The organism is Stenotrophomonas thermophila, assembly GCF_001499715.1.
Taxonomy (GTDB): Bacteria; Pseudomonadota; Gammaproteobacteria; order Xanthomonadales; family Xanthomonadaceae; genus Stenotrophomonas; species Stenotrophomonas hibiscicola.
In genome coordinates, this window is record NZ_CVIW01000006.1 from 57,438 (window position 1) to 78,900 (window position 21,463).

The 21,463-nt window shown below is 60.5% G+C and carries 16 protein-coding genes, 1 tRNA gene and 1 pseudogene; 9 read left to right on the forward strand and 9 right to left on the reverse strand.

The annotated features are described in order from the left end of the window. Position 1: 1 nt before the first annotated feature. Together BN1263_RS04670 and BN1263_RS04675 are read right to left on the reverse strand one after the other, a co-directional pair. The gene (locus BN1263_RS04670) at positions 2-970 is read right to left on the reverse strand and encodes a FecR family protein (protein ID WP_021202458.1); all 969 of its coding nucleotides are present in this window, start codon (positions 968-970) and stop codon (positions 2-4) included. Beyond that, the gene (locus BN1263_RS04675; protein WP_167692761.1) at positions 967-1,521 is read right to left on the reverse strand and encodes an RNA polymerase sigma factor; all 555 of its coding nucleotides are present in this window, start codon (positions 1,519-1,521) and stop codon (positions 967-969) included. The genes BN1263_RS04670 and BN1263_RS04675 overlap by 4 nt, the downstream gene beginning before the upstream one ends. Positions 1,522-1,730: 209 nt before the next feature. Here BN1263_RS04675 and BN1263_RS04680 point away from each other — a divergent pair. From BN1263_RS04680 to BN1263_RS04690, 3 genes and pseudogenes are all read left to right on the forward strand, one after another. Beyond that, positions 1,731-3,192 (forward strand): annotated as a pseudogene (locus BN1263_RS04680) (autotransporter domain-containing protein); the annotation flags it as partial. Between the two features lie 277 nt (positions 3,193-3,469). Further along, on the forward strand, positions 3,470-4,465 hold the full coding sequence (locus BN1263_RS04685) for a 2-hydroxyacid dehydrogenase (protein ID WP_058979879.1): 996 nt from the start codon (positions 3,470-3,472) through the stop codon (positions 4,463-4,465). A 58-nt stretch (positions 4,466-4,523) separates the two neighbouring features. Beyond that, positions 4,524-4,599, forward strand: a tRNA-Thr gene (locus BN1263_RS04690). A gap of 224 nt (positions 4,600-4,823) precedes the next feature. Here BN1263_RS04690 and BN1263_RS19985 read toward each other — a convergent pair. Then, positions 4,824-6,506: an ATP-dependent nuclease gene (locus BN1263_RS19985; protein WP_080398777.1), complete on the reverse strand. Its 1,683-nt coding sequence runs from the start codon at positions 6,504-6,506 to the stop codon at positions 4,824-4,826. Positions 6,507-6,860: 354 nt separating this feature from the next. Between BN1263_RS19985 and BN1263_RS04695 the strand changes: the two genes are divergently transcribed. Then, complete coding sequence (locus tag BN1263_RS04695) at positions 6,861-8,063, forward strand: site-specific integrase (RefSeq protein WP_058979882.1); 1,203 nt, start codon at positions 6,861-6,863, stop codon at positions 8,061-8,063. Positions 8,064-8,068: 5 nt separating this feature from the next. On the opposite strand, the gene BN1263_RS04700 is transcribed toward BN1263_RS04695, so the two are convergent. Then, a complete protein-coding gene (locus tag BN1263_RS04700; protein ID WP_058979911.1) occupies positions 8,069-8,410 on the reverse strand; it encodes a helix-turn-helix domain-containing protein in 342 nt (113 codons plus the stop codon). Positions 8,411-8,559: 149 nt separating this feature from the next. Here BN1263_RS04700 and BN1263_RS04705 point away from each other — a divergent pair, with 149 nt between their 5' ends. Then, positions 8,560-9,093 (forward strand): hypothetical protein, encoded by a 534-nt coding sequence (locus BN1263_RS04705; protein WP_058979883.1) that lies wholly within the window; start codon positions 8,560-8,562, stop codon positions 9,091-9,093. Between the two features lie 734 nt (positions 9,094-9,827). Here the strand turns inward: BN1263_RS04705 and BN1263_RS04710 are convergent. Next, positions 9,828-10,388, reverse strand: a complete 561-nt coding sequence (locus BN1263_RS04710; protein WP_058979885.1) for a MarR family winged helix-turn-helix transcriptional regulator — start codon at positions 10,386-10,388, stop codon at positions 9,828-9,830. A 115-nt stretch (positions 10,389-10,503) separates the two neighbouring features. On the opposite strand from BN1263_RS04710, the gene BN1263_RS04715 reads away from it, so the two are divergent. From BN1263_RS04715 to BN1263_RS04725, 3 genes are all read left to right on the forward strand, one after another. Next, a complete protein-coding gene (locus BN1263_RS04715; RefSeq protein WP_058979887.1) occupies positions 10,504-10,956 on the forward strand; it encodes a hypothetical protein in 453 nt (150 codons plus the stop codon). Positions 10,957-11,248: 292 nt separating this feature from the next. Beyond that, positions 11,249-12,322: a bZIP transcription factor gene (locus BN1263_RS04720; RefSeq protein WP_144435322.1), complete on the forward strand. Its 1,074-nt coding sequence runs from the start codon at positions 11,249-11,251 to the stop codon at positions 12,320-12,322. Positions 12,323-13,843: 1,521 nt separating this feature from the next. Beyond that, entirely contained in the window at positions 13,844-15,562 is a 1,719-nt protein-coding gene (locus tag BN1263_RS04725) for an AAA family ATPase (protein WP_058979891.1), read from the forward strand. On the opposite strand, the gene BN1263_RS04730 is transcribed toward BN1263_RS04725, so the two are convergent. From BN1263_RS04730 to BN1263_RS04745, 4 genes are all read right to left on the reverse strand, one after another. Then, the gene (locus tag BN1263_RS04730; protein ID WP_058979893.1) at positions 15,552-17,051 is read right to left on the reverse strand and encodes a hypothetical protein; all 1,500 of its coding nucleotides are present in this window, start codon (positions 17,049-17,051) and stop codon (positions 15,552-15,554) included. The two genes, BN1263_RS04725 and BN1263_RS04730, sit on opposite strands and share 11 nt — an antisense overlap. Then, positions 17,048-18,157, reverse strand: coding sequence for a DNA methyltransferase (locus tag BN1263_RS04735; RefSeq protein WP_080398778.1), 1,110 nt, complete (start codon positions 18,155-18,157; stop codon positions 17,048-17,050). The genes BN1263_RS04730 and BN1263_RS04735 overlap by 4 nt, the downstream gene beginning before the upstream one ends. A 966-nt stretch (positions 18,158-19,123) precedes the next feature. After that, positions 19,124-19,456: a hypothetical protein gene (locus BN1263_RS04740; protein ID WP_058979897.1), complete on the reverse strand. Its 333-nt coding sequence runs from the start codon at positions 19,454-19,456 to the stop codon at positions 19,124-19,126. Between the two features lie 13 nt (positions 19,457-19,469). Further along, entirely contained in the window at positions 19,470-20,105 is a 636-nt protein-coding gene (locus BN1263_RS04745; RefSeq protein WP_058979899.1) for a GyrI-like domain-containing protein, read from the reverse strand. A 316-nt stretch (positions 20,106-20,421) separates the two neighbouring features. On the opposite strand from BN1263_RS04745, the gene cyoA reads away from it, so the two are divergent. Then, complete coding sequence (gene cyoA, locus BN1263_RS04750; RefSeq protein WP_014646391.1) at positions 20,422-21,462, forward strand: ubiquinol oxidase subunit II; 1,041 nt, start codon at positions 20,422-20,424, stop codon at positions 21,460-21,462. The last annotated feature ends 1 nt before the right edge of the window (position 21,463 follow it).

A 21,463-nucleotide genomic window follows, 5' to 3' on the forward strand; every position in this document is an offset into this window, starting at 1 on the left:
CTCAGTATGTGCGGCGCAGTTCCAGCGCGCCATCCGGACGCGTCTGGCCAGCCACGGACCACCCCAGTTCCAGCGCCGACAGCAGTTCCTGCGCATCGCCGGCACGGAAGGTACCGCTCACGGCCAGGCTGGCGATTTCAGGATCGGCGATCACCAGCGGCGTGCGGCCGTAACGGTTCATGCGTTCGACCACGATCGACAGGGGGGTGGCATCGAACACCAGTTGCCCCTGCAGCCAGCCTTCAGCGGCGGCAGTGGAGGAGAGGGCAGGGCCTGGCTGGATACGGCCGGAAGGAAGAACCTGCAGCTGCTGGCCGGGCGCCAGCGTGTGCTGCGCTGCGCCGCTGCTGACTTCGACGGCACCTTCCAGCAGCGCGACCTCGACCAGGCCGTCGCGCAGGCGTTCCACCTGGAAGGTCGTGCCGATGTCGCGGATCGTACTGTCGCCGGCGCGCAGTTGCAGCGCCTTGTTCGACGGTGCGACCTGCAGTTGCAGCCGGCCCTGCTCCAGCACCAGCTCACGATGGCGCCAGCCGAAGCGGGCGCGGAGAGTTGTGCCAGCATCCAGCATGGCGACGCTGCCATCGGCCAGCGTCTGCTGCTGTGGCTGGTGCGAATCATTGGCGTAGACCTGTGGCGTCGGGTTGCCGTCGACGGCAGCCATCCAGCCGATGCCGATCGCCATGCAGACACCGGCAGCAGCGGCCACGCCCGGCAACCAGCGCCGGCGCGGCGGACGCGCCGCGCGTGCCGCAGCGGTCCGCAGCCAAGGGTCAGCCGCAAGCCCAGCGCCCTGCTGGAACAGGGTTTCGGCCTGCACCCAGGCTTTGACGTGGGCCGGATCTTCGGCCAGCCAGTCCTCGAACGCTTCGCGTTCGGCCGACGTGCAGTCCGGGGCTTCCAGGCGGGCTACCCAAGCGCTTGCGCGTTCAAACAGCTGTGCATCATCCCTGTGCGGGGTGCCACTCATTGGCCGTCCCTGTCGTTATGCAGCGGATCCGATCCCAACTCCTGACGCAGGCCCTGCAGGGCGCGGGCGATATGTTTTTCCACGGTCTTGGCAGTAATTCCACAATGCCGCGCGATCTGCGTGTAGCTCATGCCGGTAATGCGGTTGAGCAGATAGACCTCGCGTGCGCGTTCGGGCAGCTTGAACAGGGCCTGCCGCAGCAGGGACAGCATCTGCCCTGACTCGGCCTGGCGCAATGGATCGGGCGAGGAACTGGACGGTTCGTCGCTGCCATCGTGTTCGGCCAGCGGCAGATGCGGCCGCGACAGCGGTGAGCGGCCGCGGTCTGCCAGGCGGTTGCGGGCGATACGATACAGCAGCAGGCGCAGTTCGTCCGGGCCCTGTGCGCGGTAGCGGATCAGCCGCTCCATGCAGTCCTGCGCGATATCCTCCGCATCCTCAGGCCCAACCCCCCGCGTGCGCAGGAACGCGCACAGCGGTGCGCGCTCTTCGCGCACGAACGCGATGAAGGCATCCGCAGGTGCGGGTAGCTCCGGCGCGCGATGGAGCAGGGGAGACGGGGTGGACAGGGCTGGCCTCGACGGTGGGTGGCGAATGCGTCGTCGAGTTTTACGCGACGATGACCGGATGGGGAAGAGTGTGCATCGATCGAATTGCCATTGTGAATGTATTCATTTTCCAGGATCCGTTCCACTGGGGGAGATCATCCCGCTGCGGCGTTGATCGCTCCATCCGCGTGTTGCGGGTGGAGAGAGAACACATGAAGTACTCGACGTTGAGCCTGGCCCTGGCCGGGCTGATGGGCGTTGCCGCCATAGCCGTGGTGGATGACGTCATGGCAACCAATTATCACGTGCAGGGCGATCGCATCTTCCTGAGTGGAGATGTGACCTACGCCGACGCGGTGTCCCTGCCGGCATTGCTGGCCAAGGCACAGGCCGAAGGCCGGCCGGTCCGTGAGGTGGTGCTGCGTACGTCCAATGGTGGCGCGTTGATCGCCGGGGAGTGGCTGCAGGGCATCATCCGCACCTCCGGGCTGAACACCATCGTGTCCGGCAATTGCATCTCGTCCTGCTCGATCATGCAGTCCGGCGGCGTCGAGCGCTATCTGGCCGGCGATCTGCCGCTCATCGACTCGGTGCAGATCCACGCAGCCAGCAGCGGCGGCAAGGTGATCTACACGCCGTCGCCGCGCATGACCCAGATCTATAGTGGCAACTACGGTGGTGGCATGGATGCCGGGCTGCTGCACAAGGTCATGTATGAAGTGGTGAAGCCGAACGGCCTGCTGGTGTTGCGCGATCCGGCACGCGGCACCGGTCCCTCGGTCACCTTCGACCCCGATGGCAGTGGCAGCAAGCTGTAGTCGTTCCCCGGCCAGGACATCTACAGCAACAGGATCATCACCGCGAACGGGTACCGCGATCCGGGCGACACCCTGAACGTCACCGCCAACGTGACCGGTGACATCAATCCCGGCTTCCTGCGCACCGGACGCCAGCTGCAGGCATTCGTCGACGACGACTTCACACGCTGGAATGCCGACTGGCGATCCACCTACATCAATGTCGCACAGAGCATCTACACCGCATCCAGCCGCGGCCCGCAGGGCATCGGTGCGCTCTCGGTGCAGGGTTACCTCAGTGACCCGGACATCCAGGGCCTGTTGCTGTCCAAGCTGCGGCTGGCTGATCTGGATGTCTCCACGCTGGACAACGCCATGGCCAGCGATGGCTCTGGTTTCACCGGAGATGTGCGCGCGCTGGACGTGGGCGGCTACCTCGATGCGACGTACGCGCGCGGCTATCTGTCGGCGGCCGTGCGCTACACCGATCTGCGGCATGAGACCCGTCGCAGCATCGGCGGTATCGATGGCCTGCAGCAGCCCCTGCGCGCGAAGTACAGCAACGATGCGATCTCCGCACGTGTTGAACATGCGTTCTCGTTCACCACCGGCAAGGGCCTGGTGATCCAGCCGTTGCTGCCGGTGGTGGATTACGCGCGCACTTCGGCCACGCGCTTCAATGAAGGGGAGGGCGCCGGAGCACTGATCGGTCGCAGCGGCAGCCTGCCTGGAGAGCATCCGCGTGGGTGCGGGCCTGCAGCTGTTCAAGACGTTCGAAGGCAACAACGGCGAGCGCATCACCCCGCGCGCCCGGGTGGTCCGGCAGAAGGAGCCGGGTGATTCGCAGGCCCGTTACAGCACCGGTTTTGCTGCAGCACCGGACCTGGTGTTCGGCGCCAGCAGCCAGGCGGTGGGCGAGCAGGTGCTGGCCTGGAACCTGGGCATGACCAGGTTCCAGGCCAGCGAACGGTTGTCGATCATGGCCGACCATGTGGGTGAGCGCCGCGACGGGCAGATCCAGAACGGCGTGATGCTGGGCCTGGGCTACAGGTTCCAAGTGGCACCCGGCACCGGCGATGACGGCATCGCCGGTGCCATCCCAACGCGGGCGCTGCTGCGGTATGGTCGGTATGGCATTCCACCCAGGCCCATCCATGCAGATCGCCGTCTTCAGTGCCCGTCCCTACGACCGCCGCTTCCTTGGTGAGGCGAACCAGCGCGATGCGGCTGGGGACGGATTTGCGTTCGTGTACTTCGATGTGGCGCTGGACGTGCACACGGCGGCGCTGGCGCAGGATTGCGCAGCCGTATGCGTGTTCGTCAACGACCGCCTGGATGCGCCGGTGCTGCACACCCTGCATGCGGTGGGGGTGCGGGCCGTGCTGCTGCGATGCGCAGGTTTCAACAACGTGGATCTGGCCACCGCGAAAGCGCTGGACCTGTTCGTGGCGCGGGTGCCGGCCTATTCGCCCGAAGCCGTGGCCGAGCATGCATTGGCGCTGGTGATGACCCTCAACCGGCAGACCCATCGCGCCTACAACCGCGTGCGCGAGGGCAACTTCATGCTCGATGGCCTGCTCGGGCGAACCCTGCATGGCCGCACCGTCGGCATTGTGGGTACCGGCAAGATCGGCCTGGCCACTGCGCGCATCTTCAAGGGCATGGGTTGCACGGTACTGGGGCATGACCCGTATCCGTCGCCGGCCTTTGCCGCGGTGGGCGACATGGTGGGGGTGGACGAACTGCTGGCGCGCGCCGACATCGTGTCGCTGCATTGCCCGCTGACGCCCGAGACCCAGCACCTGATCAACGACGCGTCGCTGGCGCGGATGAAGCCAGGCGCGATGCTGGTCAACACCTCGCGTGGGGCACTGGTCGATACCCATGCGGTGATCCGCGCGCTGAAGTCGCGCCGGCTCGGCCACCTGGCCATCGACGTCTACGAGCAGGAAAGCGCGCTGTTCTTCCAGGACCTTTCCGGCGAGATCATCGACGACGAGGCCTTCCAGCGCCTGATGACCTTCCCCAACGTGCTGGTGACCGGCCACCAGGGCTTCTTCACCGTGGAGGCGCTGCAGGAGATCTCGGCGATCACGCTGAGGAACCTGCGGGACTTTGCCGAGGGGCGGGTGTGTGCGAACCGGGTGTAGCGGGCTGAGCCGGGTGGATTGACCGCCGGGGCGCCCAGCCCGTAAAATCGCGGGCTCCGCCGGAATAGCTCAGTTGGTAGAGCGGCGCATTCGTAATGCGTAGGTCGCAGGTTCGACTCCTGTTTCCGGCACCAGTTGCAATGAAAAGCCCCGGCCTTTGGCCGGGGCTTTTTGTTTGGGCGGATGCTGGAGCTCTTTGATGGTCAAGGAGTTCGCGAGGATTGGACTGAGGACTATGAGTAGCTGCCATTGCGGATGCATCTTTTCCATGGCGCCGATGGCCTCAACTTCGTTGATCAAGCGGCTTCAGGTTCACTTAGCCGAGGATCTCAGACGTATCGCTGGATAGGCCCTGTTTTCAAATCTTCACAAGTCTCTCCAACGCAGCAATCAATGCGATAATGGACCCGCTCTTATGTTCATGAAGTGCGTTATTGGGATTTTTCTCAACGCACTTAGCAACGACATATTTCGCCTTTGTCAAGATTGCTTCGGTGCAGGGCTTCCCTTGGTCCGCGAACGTGCTTTTTAGTCTCGATGACCACTTCTGATTCCCTCGAAACCTAGGCGAGTTGAGGTCCACGCCGAATTCTTCGAGTACCGCTGCGGTGTACGTTTCCACGCTTATGACATCCTCGAACTCGGACTCCTGAAAGCCCTCACAAGTGGTGAAGGTTGTGGTGGCGAGTGAACAAAGGTTGTCAGCGCTCGCCTTGTCAAACGAATCTTTTCCTGCTCGATCATTGTCAAGAAGGATGTGCGTACTGCACAGGGAGTTGTGCAGTAACGATAGTTTGTATGAAAGATTCCCGGCTCCTCCCAATGGATCGATGATCAAAAGGCTATCTTTCAGGGCAGATTGGAGTTTTTGGCTCCGGGCACCAAGTATTGCCTTGACTGCGATAGCGTCTTCAATGCCTTCAACTACCAATGCGTAGCTGGCATTCGTCAGATTGTCGGATGCCTTGATTCCAAGAATATCTCGAACGGCTTTGACTGATTTTGCTGGCTTTGCACCACCCTCTGAAACTATTACATTCGCGGCAATTCTGTTTCGATCAACGAAAAGTGGGTTGTGGGTGGTGATGACGACCTGCGATTCAGAAGCTAGGCTTCGGAGGATCTCGTTAATCTGATGGATCGCTCCGGGGTGTAGATGGGATTCGGGCTCCTCAATCGCAAGGATAGAGGCACCGGTGGCTGCATTTTTTCTTGAGTTCTTCAGCAGGCCGAGCGCCGCTAAGCTCTTAACTCCGTCGCCTTTAAATTCAATGCTAGTCGGTGTTCCGTCATCTACAACAACGTTAATGCTTCGTCTAAGGAAAAACCTTCTCTCGTCCTCTGAAATCTCAATGCTCACTGATCGAATGCTGGGCAGGAACTCCTTCAAGGGAGCTTCCACTCGAGCGGCGATTGCGTTCAAGGCTGGTTGTTGAATTTCGGAAATTGCGCGAAGTGCGTTTGTGTAGGCCGGATCATCCTCTAGTGTGCGAAGCTCAGCGGCCAGCATCTCTCTGATCAGCTCGGTGGTCTCTCGATCAGTTCGGATGGCTGGTATGTAATTGAAGGTGATTCTGCTGGCAACGAATTTAGCGATCCTCGCGGACTTTTGAGTGAGCGTCTTCGTTCCCCTTCCGGTCTTGACGACTCTGAAATCCGGCTCCTCGTTAACGCCGATTGCGATCTCAAGTGGAAGCGTGCCGTTAAGATTGACTCCTATCTCATTCTTGAATTCAAGAATTTCTTCTGCGTTAAGTGAAAAGTCCAAGCGGAATGTAGTCTGCTTGGGACCTCGGCGATTCTGCGCTTGTATCGGAAAGTCTCGCTTCCACTTGTAGTCGTGTGCGCCGTAGCTGCGACGAAATCCTGTTCTGCTTCTGGAGTGGTCGCGAAGGAGAGACATCGCTGTGTCTAGCGCCCTAAGAATATTCGACTTCCCCTCGTTGTTCTTTCCAACGAGCACGGTAAAGTCTGAAACGTCAATTGTGTGAGATCCGGAGATGCTCCGGAAGTTGCACACAGTGAAGTTTGTAAGTTGCATTTGCCAGCCGCTCCTTGGATGGATGAGTGGTGTTTAGAATTGGATGGTTTGAGATTTGACGGCTGTGCTGTGTGTCCCAGAGTTTTTATGGGCATATGGGGTGCGCACATGCTGCCGTAAACGCTGCAGGAAGTCCGTAAATGCATTTGATTGGGTCGAAATCTTGCTACGTGTTCCGTTCTTTCTCAACATGCTATCGGCCTCGGCGCCGTGCTCTGAACCCATATCGTTCTTATGACGAGTACTTGCTGACCTGCTTCCCTCTTGCGACCGGTTACGGACGATCCGCATCCAGACATCCCCTCGCATCCTGTCCTAAATTGGCCTTATCGCCACTTACGGACCTCCCGCCCGATGTCATCCGCCCTTACCAAGCGCATTGTTCTCACAGCAGAACCCCGAGATCGCCCCTACGAGCTCAGGGACGCTCAGGTTCGCGGCCTGATCCTGCGAGTGCAGCCCTCGGGCCACAAAGCTTGGATCGTCACCTGGGCGCACGGTAAGCGTCGTACCTTGGGGTCGGTCGAGCACTTGACGCTCGACCAGGCCCGGGACCAAGCCCGTCAAGCAGTTGCTGAGTACGTTCAGTCTGGGCTGCCCGCGCTCGCGAGGTCGAAGCCCACTAGCTGCACCCTCGAAGCGCTGCTCAACGATCACTTCGAGCCTTGGGCCGTGGCTGAGCTCAAGGGCGGTCGTCAGTACCCAGACCGCATTCGATCAGTGTTCCCGTGGCTGTTAGGCCGTCAGATCATCGAAATCGACGTGCCCACGATGGAGCGATGGTGGCGCGGGCGTGTCACTGGCCCCGATGCCGTCACCAAGGCTACTGCAGCGCGCGACTTCGCTTGCCTGCGGTCTGCCTTGTCGCGGGCTGTGGAGTGGAAGCTGATCGAGACTAACCCCCTCATGGGAATGCGTCAGCGGTCAGCAGCTAGCCGCAAGGTGGTTCGGTTCCTGTCCCCGGACGAAGAAGCAATGCTTCGGGCTGCGTTGGCAGCACGCGATCTAGCCGGGGTTGAGGGGAGGGCCAATGCAAACGCTGCCCGTCGCCGCTACCGACAGGTCGTCTTGCCTGACTTGCCGATGGACGGGTATGTCGATCACCTGACCCCGGTGGTCCTTACAGCCATCAATACCGGCATGAGACGAGGTGAGCTGCTGTCGATGACATGGGCTGATATCAACTGGGAAGCAAAGATGCTGACGATCCAGGCGGAGAACGCCAAGTCCGGTAGGCAGCGTCACATCCCGCTAAACGTCGAAGCCATGGAAGTTCTGCAGCGTTGGGCTAGGCAAGCGGGCGAGCGCCGTGCGGGGAAGGTCTTCGACGTGACCGACATCAAGAAGGGATGGGGCAAACTCATAGCCGATGCCCGCATCGAAGAGTTCCGGTTCCATGACCTTCGGCATCATTTCGCATCACGCTTGGTGCGGGCAGGCGTGGACCTGAATACCGTGCGGGAGCTTTTGGGACACGCAGACATCACCATGACTCTTCGTTACGCCCACTTGGCCCCGGACACACTGGCGGCGGCTGTCGCCAGGCTGGCGGCGTAAGAGCGCTAGCCCCTCTGCGCTCCAGCCAAACGCTCGAGCTCTTCCCGCATCCTTTGGCGCTCCCCAGAGGGAAGCTTGGCGAAAGCCAAGATCGCCGCAGCTAGGTCATCGTCCTCAGCGAACAGGTAGGCGACCGGTACATCCAATGCCTTGGCCAACTCTGCAGCCTTGGTCATGTCAGCTTGATTTCGTTCGCGCTCGTACCTGTTGATCAGCACGGCACCACGGTTCTTGTCCTGGTCCTTATCCACCAACGCCCCCAGCGCGCGCTGGGACAGCCCGCGCAGTGCTCGAGCTTCGGAGAGCCGCTTGGAAAACGTTGCAGTAATGACAGTGGGCGAGGGCACGCGGAGGTAACGGTCTGTGAACCTGCAGCAGCATGGGCCATATACCTGATCAGTAGAAGCCATTACCATATCAGTATATGGCGTTGTGCGAGGTATGACTGGCCGCATGGGGTGGCCGGGCCCGTCAGCGCTCAGTCGGGGACGTTGGGATGAAGAACCGGATTACGCATGTTGCCGTCATGTCGTTGGTGCTGACGGCTGTTGTTCCCGGGGAGGTGGTGGCTCAACAACAGCGGTCTTACGACCGTTTCAAGGATCGAACCTTCTACGAGGCCAAAGTGGAGCTATCGGAGCTGTCCAAGACCAGCAGGGGCATTTCTCTGAGCCTGCAGAGCGTGGTAGACGGAGACCGCGCTGTTACGAAGTCGGACTCTTTCACTGTTTCGGCCATCGTCACCTTCAACATGTCCTATGACGTTCGCTGTGCCGGTACAAGCTTTGACATGCTCGTGGACGGAAGGGCTGTTTCGCTTCCCAGCGACATGCCCGCCTTCAATCGATACGAGTACGCCATTCTTTCGTTCGGCAAGAAGATGACCTTGGCAGAAGCAGGGGCCTTCACCGGTGCCAAGAGGATCGAGGTCCGAGTCTGCGATACCGAATACAGCCTGGACGATGAGCAACGCGCTGCACTGCGTGATCTGGTCAAGGACGCTCAGGTGGGTAGTTCAACGGGTGGCTGATGTCGGAAACCCTCGCACATCCAATCATGGAGGAGAGAACATGCAAACCAGCGATTCAGCAATCAATCTCTATCAATGCCCGGCTTGCCGTGCTGCCATCCCCTCGGGTAGATCATCCGCGAAGTGTCCTAAGTGCTATGCGGACCTGCCCAAGGCAATTGTTGAATCGAATCGCGCTACCGCGAGCGCAGGGCAGGAGCTTGGGTCTGCGACGTTGTGCGTGGTGTTGGGCCTAGCTGGGCTTGGGATCGGGCTCTACTTCCTGATCAACCCATCAGCAAGCGGCTACAGCCACATAGCGAACATGCACGCGCTCGCTGTGGGACAAGCTCTGACCGTCACTGGGGCTGTCTTGCTTGGGTTCGGCATTCGCCCTCGATAACTTGCTCGCTAGCTTGGTCGGGCCCGTTGGCAGAGATGTCAGCGGGCCTTTCGTATGTGCCAATGTCTGCGATCTGGGGCCATCTTCTATTGAGGATGTTATCCGTAGTCAGAAGCGTACTGGCACGCCCTGCCGCGCGATGTGGGGCGCTCCGTCGACTATGCACGCAGGGGTGTAGCTGCTCAGTCCGACGAGCGCTATGACGCGATTGATTGGCATTGCTGACGCTCCTATCAAGCAGAAGGTCAGGATCATCCGCATCCAAGTCGCGAAGTCCTAGGTGGTACGCGGAGAACGCAGTGCCTGCCCGACGAAGTGGAAGCGAGGTACGGACAACTCCATACAGGCATGCTTAGTCGAACCGGGCGCGCGCTCGCGAAGCAGCAGCCCTCGATTCCTCCTGATGCTTCCCTACTGCGATCTTCGTTTCCTTCTTCGACAGTGTGCGCATGTAAGCAACCCTGCGCCCCTCATCCTGTTCATGCGTACGAATCAGGTTCAGCTTAGCCACGGTCTCTAGGAGCTGCTTCTTCGCCGTGGGCGAGAGCGCCTCGCTAAGGCCGTCGAAGGTGTCCTCCCAAGCGACCGATCCTCCGGCCAACATCGAGCGACCTAGCTTCGTAGTGGCAAGCGCTTTAGAGCGTTCATTCAGCGACTTTTCTGTCACAAGGCCGTCGCGCTTCATGCGGCAGACGAGCACCGACATTGATCCGGGTGTTGTGTTGATCATCCTAGCAAGACTGGCACGGGTCATCGGATACGCACTTCCGACTTCTGTCCGGGCAATCGCATCTAGTGCCAGGAAAGCTGAGGTAGACAACTTGTATGTCTTCAAGCGGGCCTCGAGATCGCTCGAGAGCCCGTTGATCAAGATCATTAGCGCCTTGAATTCGGCGTGCGGCAGTTGGCTCATGCCACATCCTAAGGTGGTGGACTGGTTGAATTCAATGGGTCCGCCACTTACTTGCTTGGCAACCTTGTTTCCAGCGACGGCAATTTCGCGGTCGCTAGCAACTAGGACAACTACCATGCGCAAGCACAACAATATCGATCGTTCCACCCGCCTCTTCGCTGCGCAGCGTGAGGGCAGGGAAGCGCTGCACGCCGCGCAGAGCGCAATTTCTGAAGCGATCATGGGCGGTGAGCAGCTGGTTGCGGATAAGGCTTGCGAAATCCATCGCGCCTCCACCTACAGCGAGATGACTGCATTCGAGGCCACTACTGAGTTTGCGAACATGCTGCAGCGCTACATCGGGGCTACTGACCGTCGCTTCGACCTGCGCGTATGCGATGCCTCGATGTTCCGTGCGATCTGGAAAGCTCGCCAGATGGTTGACATGACCGGTATCAACTACCGCGACTACGTTCAGCGTGCTGTGACCTACTTGCGCCACTGCGGCAAGAAACGCATCACTCCTGCAATGCTTGTCTCTGCTGAAGTACAGCTGCACGTGATGGAACTCGACGCCGTCAGTCGCTGAGGCCCGAGCCGGTAGCGGCCCTTGGCGACCATGTTGGGTGCGGAGGGGCCCCTCCGCGCCTAACGGCACTAAGGAGCGTGATGGCTAGGGATGGCCTGGGACCAGGTGAAGTTCAGGCTGTCACATTTGGCGATAGCGCCATCCAACCGCTTGGGGGCCGTTCCCTCATCCAATCCATTGCGCGCCCGCAGCGGAAGCGTCCGGGCGCGCCGTGCGCTAGTGAACATCAGAAGACCGGTGATTTCATCGGCCCGGTCGGTATAACACTGTCTTTATCGAGGAGGGCAGGAGAATGGCTAGGAACAAAGAGTCAGGCGCGACGGGCGGGAAGGCAAAGGTAAAACGGCCTAATCCGGCCCGAAAGAAGGCGTCTGCGAAGAACATGATGGAGGCGCAGAGCAGGGATGCCTCGTATCAGCGCGCGCTGAAGTCGGCTGATCCCGTGGAGCGACAGGTGGGAGAGCTGGTCTTCCAGCGCACGTACATCGATAAAGGCTTGCTTGCTAAAGAGGCATTGTTGCTGCGCAACCGTTGGATCGGGAACCGCTACATGTCCCCGGTGCAGGCCACGCAGGCCTTCACGGAGGCATACACCGCCGCGTACCGTGCTGCTTGGGCGCGCCACTTTGACCTTTCCGAAGCGCCGCATAAGCAGCCCTGTGCGCCAAGTCTCGCATTGAACGACAGGGCGGTTATTACCAGCTTGTGGCGGGCCCGTCAGAAGGCTGACGAACTGGGAATGCCGTACGATCTGTTCTGCGAGGTCGTCATGGAACGATGGATCGTGGGCCGGAAGGCGAAGCGCCCACCATTGCCAAACCAGCTGATTTCCGGGAAGTTGTTCGGTGCATGGATGCGAGGACATCCGACCTGGGCTGAAGCTAGTGAACGGTTGTTCTTACCCGCTTGGGATCGGCGCTTCTTTATGGAGCCGTCTGGAGAAGATCCCGTGCATGCTGCGGCAATGCGAGCATTGCGTGCCGATGTGTTGCATGCAAAGGACCGTTCCGCCCAATTGGCGCGATATCTTGGGGCTGGTGGACCGCTGACAGAGGCGCGTGCCAAGGCGATGTTTGAAGCAGATATGGTCCGGGATGCGCTAGCGATGGTCGCCGTGCCTGCTGAGGTCAACGAAGCGCCTGAAGGATACGTTCCGGCGTGCATCGGCAATCGTAACGACGTGCGGGATATGCCGTGTCACAATTGCCCATTCGCCGTGCAGTGCTCGAGCGTAAAGCGGAAGGTGACACGCGCGCTGAACGCGGCAGGCGCCTCTGGCGATCCCCGTGCGGACAGGAGGCGTGAGCAGAACCGGAACAGCCAGCGCAAGCATCGCGAGGAGCAACGGCGAAAACTGGCTGCATAGCGAGCGCCAATAAGGTCTTATGAGCGCAAGCGAGCTCGCTTGTCAGCAGCCCCATAAGAGCTATAAATCAAGAGCAACTACCTTCTCTTTGAGAAGGTAGATATTTATTGGGATGCCAACGTTGATGTCCCGTGACTGGTCCCATCGGTACTCGGGCCTTCGGCCCTCGCACCTCGGGTCCAGATGCGCGCCCCTTCGGGGACGCGCAGAAAGCTATAGCCGGGGTTCAGTAGAGAGCGTGCGCCGGAGATGTCGAGGGGGCTTGTAAGCCCCAGTCTTGAATCCCACCGGTGTTTGCGTAGGGGTGTCGCTGGCCGGTCCTGCGTTGCGCTCAGCGAGCTTCTGGTGAAGCCTGGTGTGCATCCTGCAGGCCGCTTATGAGCGCAATGTCCCGGCGATCACTGTGATGTTCAGATTGCTCGCCCACGTATGCAGTGTTTATGGCGAACCACATGACACATGGTCGATTCGATGGCTACTCGGATGGTCATGTCGATTGTCGTAAACCGCAGTCCTCATTGATCGACGCCGCAACTGGCCTCGAGGTTGCATGGGGGGGGGCTTGGCCGTGTAAGCGCGCTTCGAAGATCCTGGAGGCTGGGGTATAGCTCATACAAAGCGCTATCAAAGTCCATGTGCCCTGAACTTGACAAGCAACACGCGGGCGGCGGTGCATGAGCTTGCGCCTGCAACCGCAATGCATGGTGGCCTTGTATGAAGCGTACGGTGGTGTTCGGCCTTGTAAGGGCGGTAAAGAATGTGTGCCCTTCAAGTCTCATCCCCTGCGACCGATATGCTCAAGGATGCATAAAACAATCACCGGGACGGCTACATGGATCGTTGGACGTGGATGATGGTAAGGATGTATGCGCCCGCACTTGGGGCTTTGGCGCTAGGGTTGCTGCTGATGCTGCCGTTGGGAGCGCTCCGAGAGAGTCCGGTGCTTGCAGGGGTGTATGCGATGGTGCGATGGCTCCCGGCGTTGGCTATCGCGGTATCGGTCACCCTTGCACTTATCGCTACTCTAAGGCTTTGGCGCTGGGATCAAGGGCGCAGCGGTTTGGTTTGCGAATGCGGTGGCTTGCTGGGACGGGAGCGTCCTGGGCGTTTCGGTGCATATCGAAAGTGTCTCGCCTGCAATCGCAACATCAATGAGAAGTACTACACGTAGGTTCGGTTCCCGAGACCGGGTCTAAACGAGCACTGGTTCTTGCCGTTGGCCGATGCTAGGCGCACAATCAAAGTGTCGCGGCGATTCATTGACGAGTAGCGCCCCCACGGTGCACTGACATGGAAAGCCCCTGTGGAACTCGCCCGAGAACAAGCGTCCCAAGCGAATTCCCTGGTGCCAGAAGAGGGCGAAATCTTTCCCCCTAATGGCCCTGCTACTGGGGTGGCTCAGGACCGTCTACGAGGAAGTCGTCGCCAAGCTCGTGTGGTGGACTGCCACTGTGAATAGCGATTCGTTCAGCGTGCCAGTAGAATCCACTCTCAAATACAAGGTTTCATGAGGGGTAAGTCTTGGCGTACATTTCCGCCGGCCAGTTGGCTCGTTCGCTCGAAAAGCTGCAGCCGTTTCATGCCTTCTACGGTGTCACCTTCCTGTCGATGAAGGAGACCGGCGTAGGCGTTGGGACTGCGTCGGTGTGGGGAGGGGCCCAAGAAGAGGCCTTGCTTCGTCAATACTTCGCTCCCGCCGGTGCCCCCCCGGACAAGCCATATTGCGTGCCTTTTGGTCGCAAAGACCCCGAGTCTTGGTACTGGAAGAACTCTAAGTATTCCGGGGGCACACTGCAGCGAGCTCGCACCACGGACAACTACCGCGAAGCTCTTGAGCGACCCACCAACAGGGAATGGGCGTTCACGGCGGACTATCTGGACAAGCTCGAAGGCCTGCTACCGGATGGCTCCGGCGGCCAGAAGCTGCGCATTCCGGTGTTCGACTTGGCCGCTTGGCTGTATCGCCACGAGGACCTGGGTACCTCACTTGATGATGTCGAAACGAAGTTTCGGACTGAGTTCAAACTTAACGACGACGAGTACGCCAGGCTTTTCGACGCGTCTCGCCCGCCAGTCGCGCAGTACTTCTCGCCCGTAGCCATCACTGAGGAGGAGCTGGCGCAACTGATTCATGGCGTTCCGCCTGGACCGTCGATGCTGGGACGCACGGAGGCGGACCTTCTGCAGCACATCGAGCATCACATAATCCGGTTGGAGGGGCTGACGCTGCCGACCGAATTCGTACGCGGCTTCTACGGTGCGCTGCTCGCCCAGCGATTCGTCGTATTAGCTGGTCGTCCCGGGACGGGTAAGACCGCCTTCGTGCGTGCCTTCGCAGAAGGGCTGAACACGTTCTTCGCTAACGCGGTCTCGCTCATTGATGTCAGTGTGGGTAGCGACTTCTCCGAGGCGGACGTCCTAGGTTACGAGAAGATTTCAGGCGGCTTGGCCGCCACGGAACTGAGCCGCAAGCTGTTCCTGTCCGAGCGCCCGCGTGATATCTACGTGGTGTTGTTGGACGAGATGAACCTCGGTCAGATTGACCGCTACCTCGCGCGACTGTTGCCTGCCATCGAGAGCGATGCGAAGGTCGAGCTGCCTGGTCACGGTTCGCCGAGCCAGTTTCCGCCAGATGCGTTCGTGGTCGGCACCGCGAACTCTTTCCTCGAAGAGTCAAGCCGCGCACCTCTCAGTAGCCCCGTCAAACGGCGCGCGAACATCATCGAGATGCCGAACGCACTTGGGGAACTCGTTGCGAGCGACGACCGACCGAAGTTCGACCAAGCTTGCGTCGACATGCTGAAGCAGAGCAAGGCACGCGTCGATAAGAGGACCCGAGACGGCCTCGGGAGTGTTTTCGACAGTTTCCGCTCGCAACGGCTGGCCATTGCCCTGACTCCAGGTTCGGATGTGCGCTCCGCAGCGTTCGGCGACCTGCTGTGGAACATTTGTAAAGCATGCGCCGGCAGCGACTCGACGTCGCTTACGTTCGGCGTCGTCCAGGACGTTCTCGACTACGTGGCAATGTCTGGCCGGCCATGGCGGGCTGCGCTGAGCGAGCAACTCGCCCAGAAAGTCGTTCCGCAGCTGAGCGGGCCGAGTACGGTCTGCGAAGAATTGCTTGCCTTCACTGCGAAGGTCGACGCTGGGACCGGAGACTTCTCTGCAGCCACAGCCGCGCTTGAGGCACTTCTGCGCACCAAAGACCTAGGGACCGGCCATGTCCTATTCAAGTACTGACCAGCTTTAGGGCATTGCGCACGTAACAGTGGACGGCTTCTGCACCGCCGGCCTCAGCAAAATGACCGGCCCGAATCGGTAGTTCCAGCAGCGAGTTGCCCTCGGCAGCAATCAGGTGGGCAGCCGGCGCCGGACCGGGAAAGATGATGCCGCCCGACTTGGCCGCGAAGCTGTTTAGGTAGCCCTGCATCTCGAATAGATCGGGCTGGGTGGCTCGGGTCGCTCGCGCGTCGACTTTGAACTTCGCGTCGAGCAGTACTACTGAGCCGGTTGCGCCGACCAAGAGGACGTCGGGCCGCTCGTCTGCGGGCCTGCCCGCGGCATCGCGCCAGGAGCTCAGCACCTCGGTCGGTGGCTTGGTGTCAAAGAAGAGTCTCCAGTCGTCAGAGCTCATGGACCACCCATGTGGCGACCGCTTGCGCAGGTCTTTGTCGTGCGATGAGTATGCTAGACCGAGGGCATTGCCGACCACGTGGGCCACGAACGTCTGATACACCTCCCACACGTCTTTAACGTTCGCACGAACCGATCTGGCGAAGTCCGTACTGTCTGCGATGTCTGCCCCATACTCGGCATGGAGGTCACGCATGCGCCCGTACCGCTTATCGCTTCGCTGAGTGGTACTCGGTAGTACTGTGACTGGCTTGGCGCCAGGCCGCACGAGGAGGTTCCTAAACACGGGGAGGGACCGAAGCGACTTCAAGAGTTCGGCGAACCCTTGAACCTCGGTCCTCACCGCCGGTGCAACTACTGTCTTCAGGTCCACGCACTGCGCCGCGAGCACCTGCAGGAACGCCGCAATCTGCGCATGCTCTTCGATCTGCTTTTGCCGCTCTCTTGCATGCACGGCAACGCGAGACGGCCAGTAGCTGACCCCGCCGACTTGGATGGGGCCGCCGTCCGCACGTTCGAGAAGATGGTGCTTCTCTCGCAGCAACCGACTCGTCTGAGCCACCGACAGGCCTTGGCTACGCAGAGACACTTCGGTGGACAGCACGCTGGATACGGCTGGACGGTCGTTGATAGAGCGAACTAGGCGCTCAATCTCCGGCAGCCGGTCCCGCAGCCAGGCGAAGTGAATCTGAGGGAGGCGTATTTTTCGCGTCGTCCCGTTGGCAGCCATGTAGGCAAACTGTCGGCGGTATCCGAAGTAAGAGCTCGCGCACACCTCTGCCATCGAACGGACCTCGTCCCACGTCGCTTTGGCGGTGCTGGTCCGGAAATCGTAGGTGTGCGTCGCACCGGCCACCCATATGCTCAGGCGATGGAAGCCGACTTGGTTTGTCAGGTCCGTGCTCCACACCGCCAGCTTGGCACCTTGATGCCAAGAAATGGGAAGCAGTACGTCGTCGAGCTGGACGATTGGACGGCTCGAAGCCATCACGGACCCGAAGATCGTGCCTTCCTGAACCTCGACATCACTGTCCCCTGGACGCAGCTCCATCGTCATTCCAGCCTGTTCAAGGCGGACTGCGACCGGCAGCGTCATGGAAGATCCTTCGCCGTCGCGAGCTCTCCGAACTCCTCCTTGATTCGCATAGCGGCGAATTCTGCGTACTCCTGCTTGAGTTCGATGCCCACCGCGTGCCGCCCACTTGCCAAGGAAGTGACCATGGTAGTCCCCGACCCTACAAAAGGATCGAGCACGGTTCCACCCTCGGGGCAGCCGCAGGCAAGGCAACGGTCAACGAGCTCACGAGGATACGGGGCGAAGTGGGAACCGGGGTTTTCTGGTCTGGCGATGATTTTCCAGATGTCCTCCTCACCCTGCAGCGCATTGCGGTTGAAGAAGTACTTCGGCCCCTTTGAGAAGATAAAGATATTCTCGTGCGTGCGCCATGGCCGGTCGCGTGCGGTAGGCTCAGGCAGTGTTCCTGGGCGCTGCCAGATGACAGAACTGCGAAGCGTCCATCCGTCATCTTGCATGGCGAGCGCGACTCGCCAAGGGATACCAATGAGCGACTTACGCGGGAGACCTAAGCCTGGACCGTCAACTGCCCGCAGATGCTTACGCATCATGTTGCGGCCGTTATGCTTCTCATCGGAGCCATGGGGCTTGCCCTTGGCCGAGTAGTACGTGTCTCCAAGGTTCAGGAACAACGTGCCGTCAGGTGTGAGCGACTTCTTGACTTTCGAGAACACCTCGACAACCGCATCGACGTATCCCTGGATAGTCGATTCGTGCCCAATCTGCCCGTCTACTTCGTAATCGCGCTGCCAGTAGTATGGGGGGCTGGTCACCACGCAGTTGACGCTCTCAGCAGGCAATTTGGCTGTCGCGGCGTTCACGTCAGCGTGAAGGATGCTCCAGCGCAGCTCTTCTCTCGTCGTTCCGCTTAGGACGCGAACCTCGGCACGCGCGTCGACAACAGCAGTCGAATACTTCGCAGAGCCCTCAAACTCTCGTGATAGCAACGGCTCAGCGACTTCAGCACCGCACATCCGCTTGACGGCACTTTCCGGCACACGAACCTGGCCTTGCGTGCCAATGCGAAACGACTGAAGCTCTCCGCTCCGGATGAGACGACGCACTGTGCTCAGGGAGACTTTTAGGTGGGCTGCGACCTCTTTGAGGGTAAGGTTGGCTTCAATCACTTCTTGTGTTCCGACGGCGAATTGTGTTCAAAACTATTCATGGGTTGCCATTATGGTTGTTTTTGCCGTCATCGCAAGCCATTTCATCTTCGCGCCCTGTACTTGATCTCGGAGACGCCGAAGCGTCAGCCGATGTCCATCCCGGGAGCACTAGGTAGGCGCGCATCTGCGGATATAGCGAAGAGTTGCCCATCACTTGCGCATCAGCGTCTCGGGCGGGCTCGGGCAGCTCACTGGCGGCGCAGCGTCGTGCAGGCGTACTAGGCCAAGGTTGATAGTGCAAGCAGCATCGGCCTGAACGGGCCCATAGATGGGAGCCTCCCTGGTGATGGTGTCGCCCTTCTTGCGAACGACACGGACGCGGACAACGTTCTGGGTGACGACCTTGACGTTGGCCTGTGCCTGCTGCTCACGGATGGCACAGGCCGGCAGGGCTTGTTGCTGGACGGGCGATGCCGTGCCTTACTGGCTTACCTGCCACTTACCGTGCTTTGGGGCTAGGTCAAATTGTTGATCTGCAAGGGGGGAGCGCAAGGTGGTAGTGCATAAGATATGCGACGCTCCTCGGCATGGGGTTTTCAGCGACGAAGTGCCCCTATAGATAAGGAGTGTCCTCATCCTCGTCCGCATCTGGGACTGGCGGGGTGGAGGTGTCCTCAGCTCAAGGCTTAGTTGGCGCTTACCGTCAGCCGGGCCAGTTCCGGTCAGTCTCCGGAGCAGCCCCCCTGGCAGCTGCCATGCGAGCTCCCTGCAGCGTGTCGGTGGCAACGGTCCATGCCGGTCCGCTCGGTCGGAGTTGGTCTGTTCAATCAGTTGTTGGTAGCTTGTATTGCTAGCACGGGGTGCTAGGCTGGGTTCGTAATGCGTAGGTCGCAGGTTCGACTCCTGTTTCCGGCACCAGTTGCAATGAAAAGCCCCGGCCTTTGGCCGGGGCTTTTTGTTTGGCCGATTGGCGGCGCGACGCCATCAACGCCGCGCCATCCCCGCATCCTTCGCCAGCCACCACGCCAGCTGCCGGAGATAACCACCCGCTGCTCCCGCCAATGCGCCGATCAGCAGGCGTGCGAGCACTCTGGTCCCGCGGCTGGCCCGCTCGCGTACCCATGGCAGCACCGCGACCACCTGCGCACCCAGCAACAGCATCAGTACGTCCAGTCCCGACGCATCCACCAGCGGCAACAACGGCAGCAGATCCGGATTGCAGGCCAGCACGATCACCAGCGTAGCCCCAAGCACGGCCATCAGCCGGCGCCCGGCGGGCAGGGTGGTCCAGCGCAGCAGTCGTTCGATCATGCGCATGACGTTCCTCGGGTCATGCGCGAGAACCCTCGTCAGGCCCAACCGCCCGCACCGGTTGCCGCAGCACGGTCTTCAATCTCGCCGCGTCGGTCTTTCGCGGATCACTCAGGTAGATCTCATGGTGGGGGCCGGCAAAGGTGTAGCCCAGCGAAGGCATCAGCTCGTCGTGCAGATGAGCCAGGATCGGGCCTTCGTCATCGTAGGCGCCCACATGCAGGGTCTGCAGGCAGAGGCCTTCCTCAAGCACCCTATGACGAAGGCCAGCCGCTGTCTCGCCCAGCTTCTTCGTCGCCTTGGCGATGGCGGTTTCCAGTTGCCCTGGGCTGATCCCATCCGGCGTACGGATCATCACCGTCCACGACCACTCCTCCTTGCGGCGTGCCACAAAGCTCGCCGGGTCGTCGGCGGTCCAAAGCGCTTCCAGCGGCGGCACTACGTAGTCCCGGCCCTCGGCCTTCAGCGCGAACTTCAGTGCATAGCTCACTGCATACAGCCACTGCACCGACTGCAGGTAAGCCGGGGCGCTATTCGGGTCGCCGCGGCCGTCGATCATCAGGTAAGGCAACGGCGGCACCTCCACTTGGACGAACCGGCCTGCCGGGGGCTGGTACAGCGCCCGGTCGCGCTTCTTGAAGTCGATCTTGTCCATGGCGTCCCTCCTGCCTGGAGCATCCCATGTTCCTGTCTGTCCGCGCACCTGAATCTGTTCAGGCGACTTTGCCGAGCGCGGCGGATCACCGGCCGATGCCATCGTGCGTGCGCGGTGCGACAACGTGTCGCAGCCAGAATCGGGCCTTTCCTGCGCTCGATCAATGTCAATGCCTTTCTTAAATGATGGGTGACGGCCTAAAATTGAAAGGCTGACTCGACCCCACCTGCCTGCCTGTCTTCCGGACCGGTGGGACCGGCTTTGGCCGGAACAGGCAGGGACGGGGAACGGCATTCCCTCGCAATTGGATCGACCGATGATTCCGTTGAAAACCCTTGGGCGCTGGTTGCGCCCGGGCCTGCTGCTGTCGTTGCTGGTGATGCTCACCGGCTGCGATGCCGTGGCCATCCTCAGTCCGAAGGGCCAGATCGGCCAGGATGAGAAGACCCTGCTGATCACGGCCACCGTGCTCATGCTGCTGGTCGTCATCCCGGTCATCATCATGACCCTGACCTTCGCGTGGAAGTATCGCGCCTCCAACACCAAGGCCCGTTACGAGCCGAAGTGGTCCCACTCGACGGCGATCGAGGTGGTGGTGTGGTCGATCCCGTGCATGATCGTGCTGGTGCTGGCGGTCCTGACCTGGCGCTCGTCGCACGCACTGGATCCGTACCGTCCGCTGGATTCGGACGTCAAGCCGGTCACCATCGAGGCGATCTCGCTGGACTGGAAGTGGCTGTTCATCTATCCGGAAGAGAAGGTGGCGGTCGTCAACGAAATCAAGTTCCCGGTCAACACGCCACTGAACTTCAAGATCACGTCCGATTCGGTGATGAATGCGTTCTTCATCCCGCACCTGGGCAGCATGATCTACTCGATGGCTGCGATGGAGACCAAGCTCCACCTGATCGCCAACGAGACCGGTGAATTCCCGGGCATGTCTTCCCACTACAGCGGCGCGGGCTTCGCCAAGATGCACTTCACCGCCTACTCGGTCACCGATGCCGAATACCGCCAGTGGCTGGACCAGGTCCGCGCCGGCGAGCAGACCCTGGACAAGGCCTCGTTCAAGGCCCTGGGCGAAGCACGCAACGCCGAGTGGTATCCGGTCACCTACTTCGGCAAGACCGAAGAAGGCCTGTTCGACTGGGTCATCGCCAAGCACATGGGCGACAACAAGCATTACGGCATGAAGCACTCGCATGCCGGTGCCGCCGCTGCCGACGCCGCCACCCATGAAGCGCACGAGGGCCACGCCCCCAGTGATGCGCATGATTCCAAGGAATCGGGTGAAAACCTGGATGCCAACGAACACGAACACGCAGGCCATGCCGGCCACGCGGGTTCGGGAGAATGAA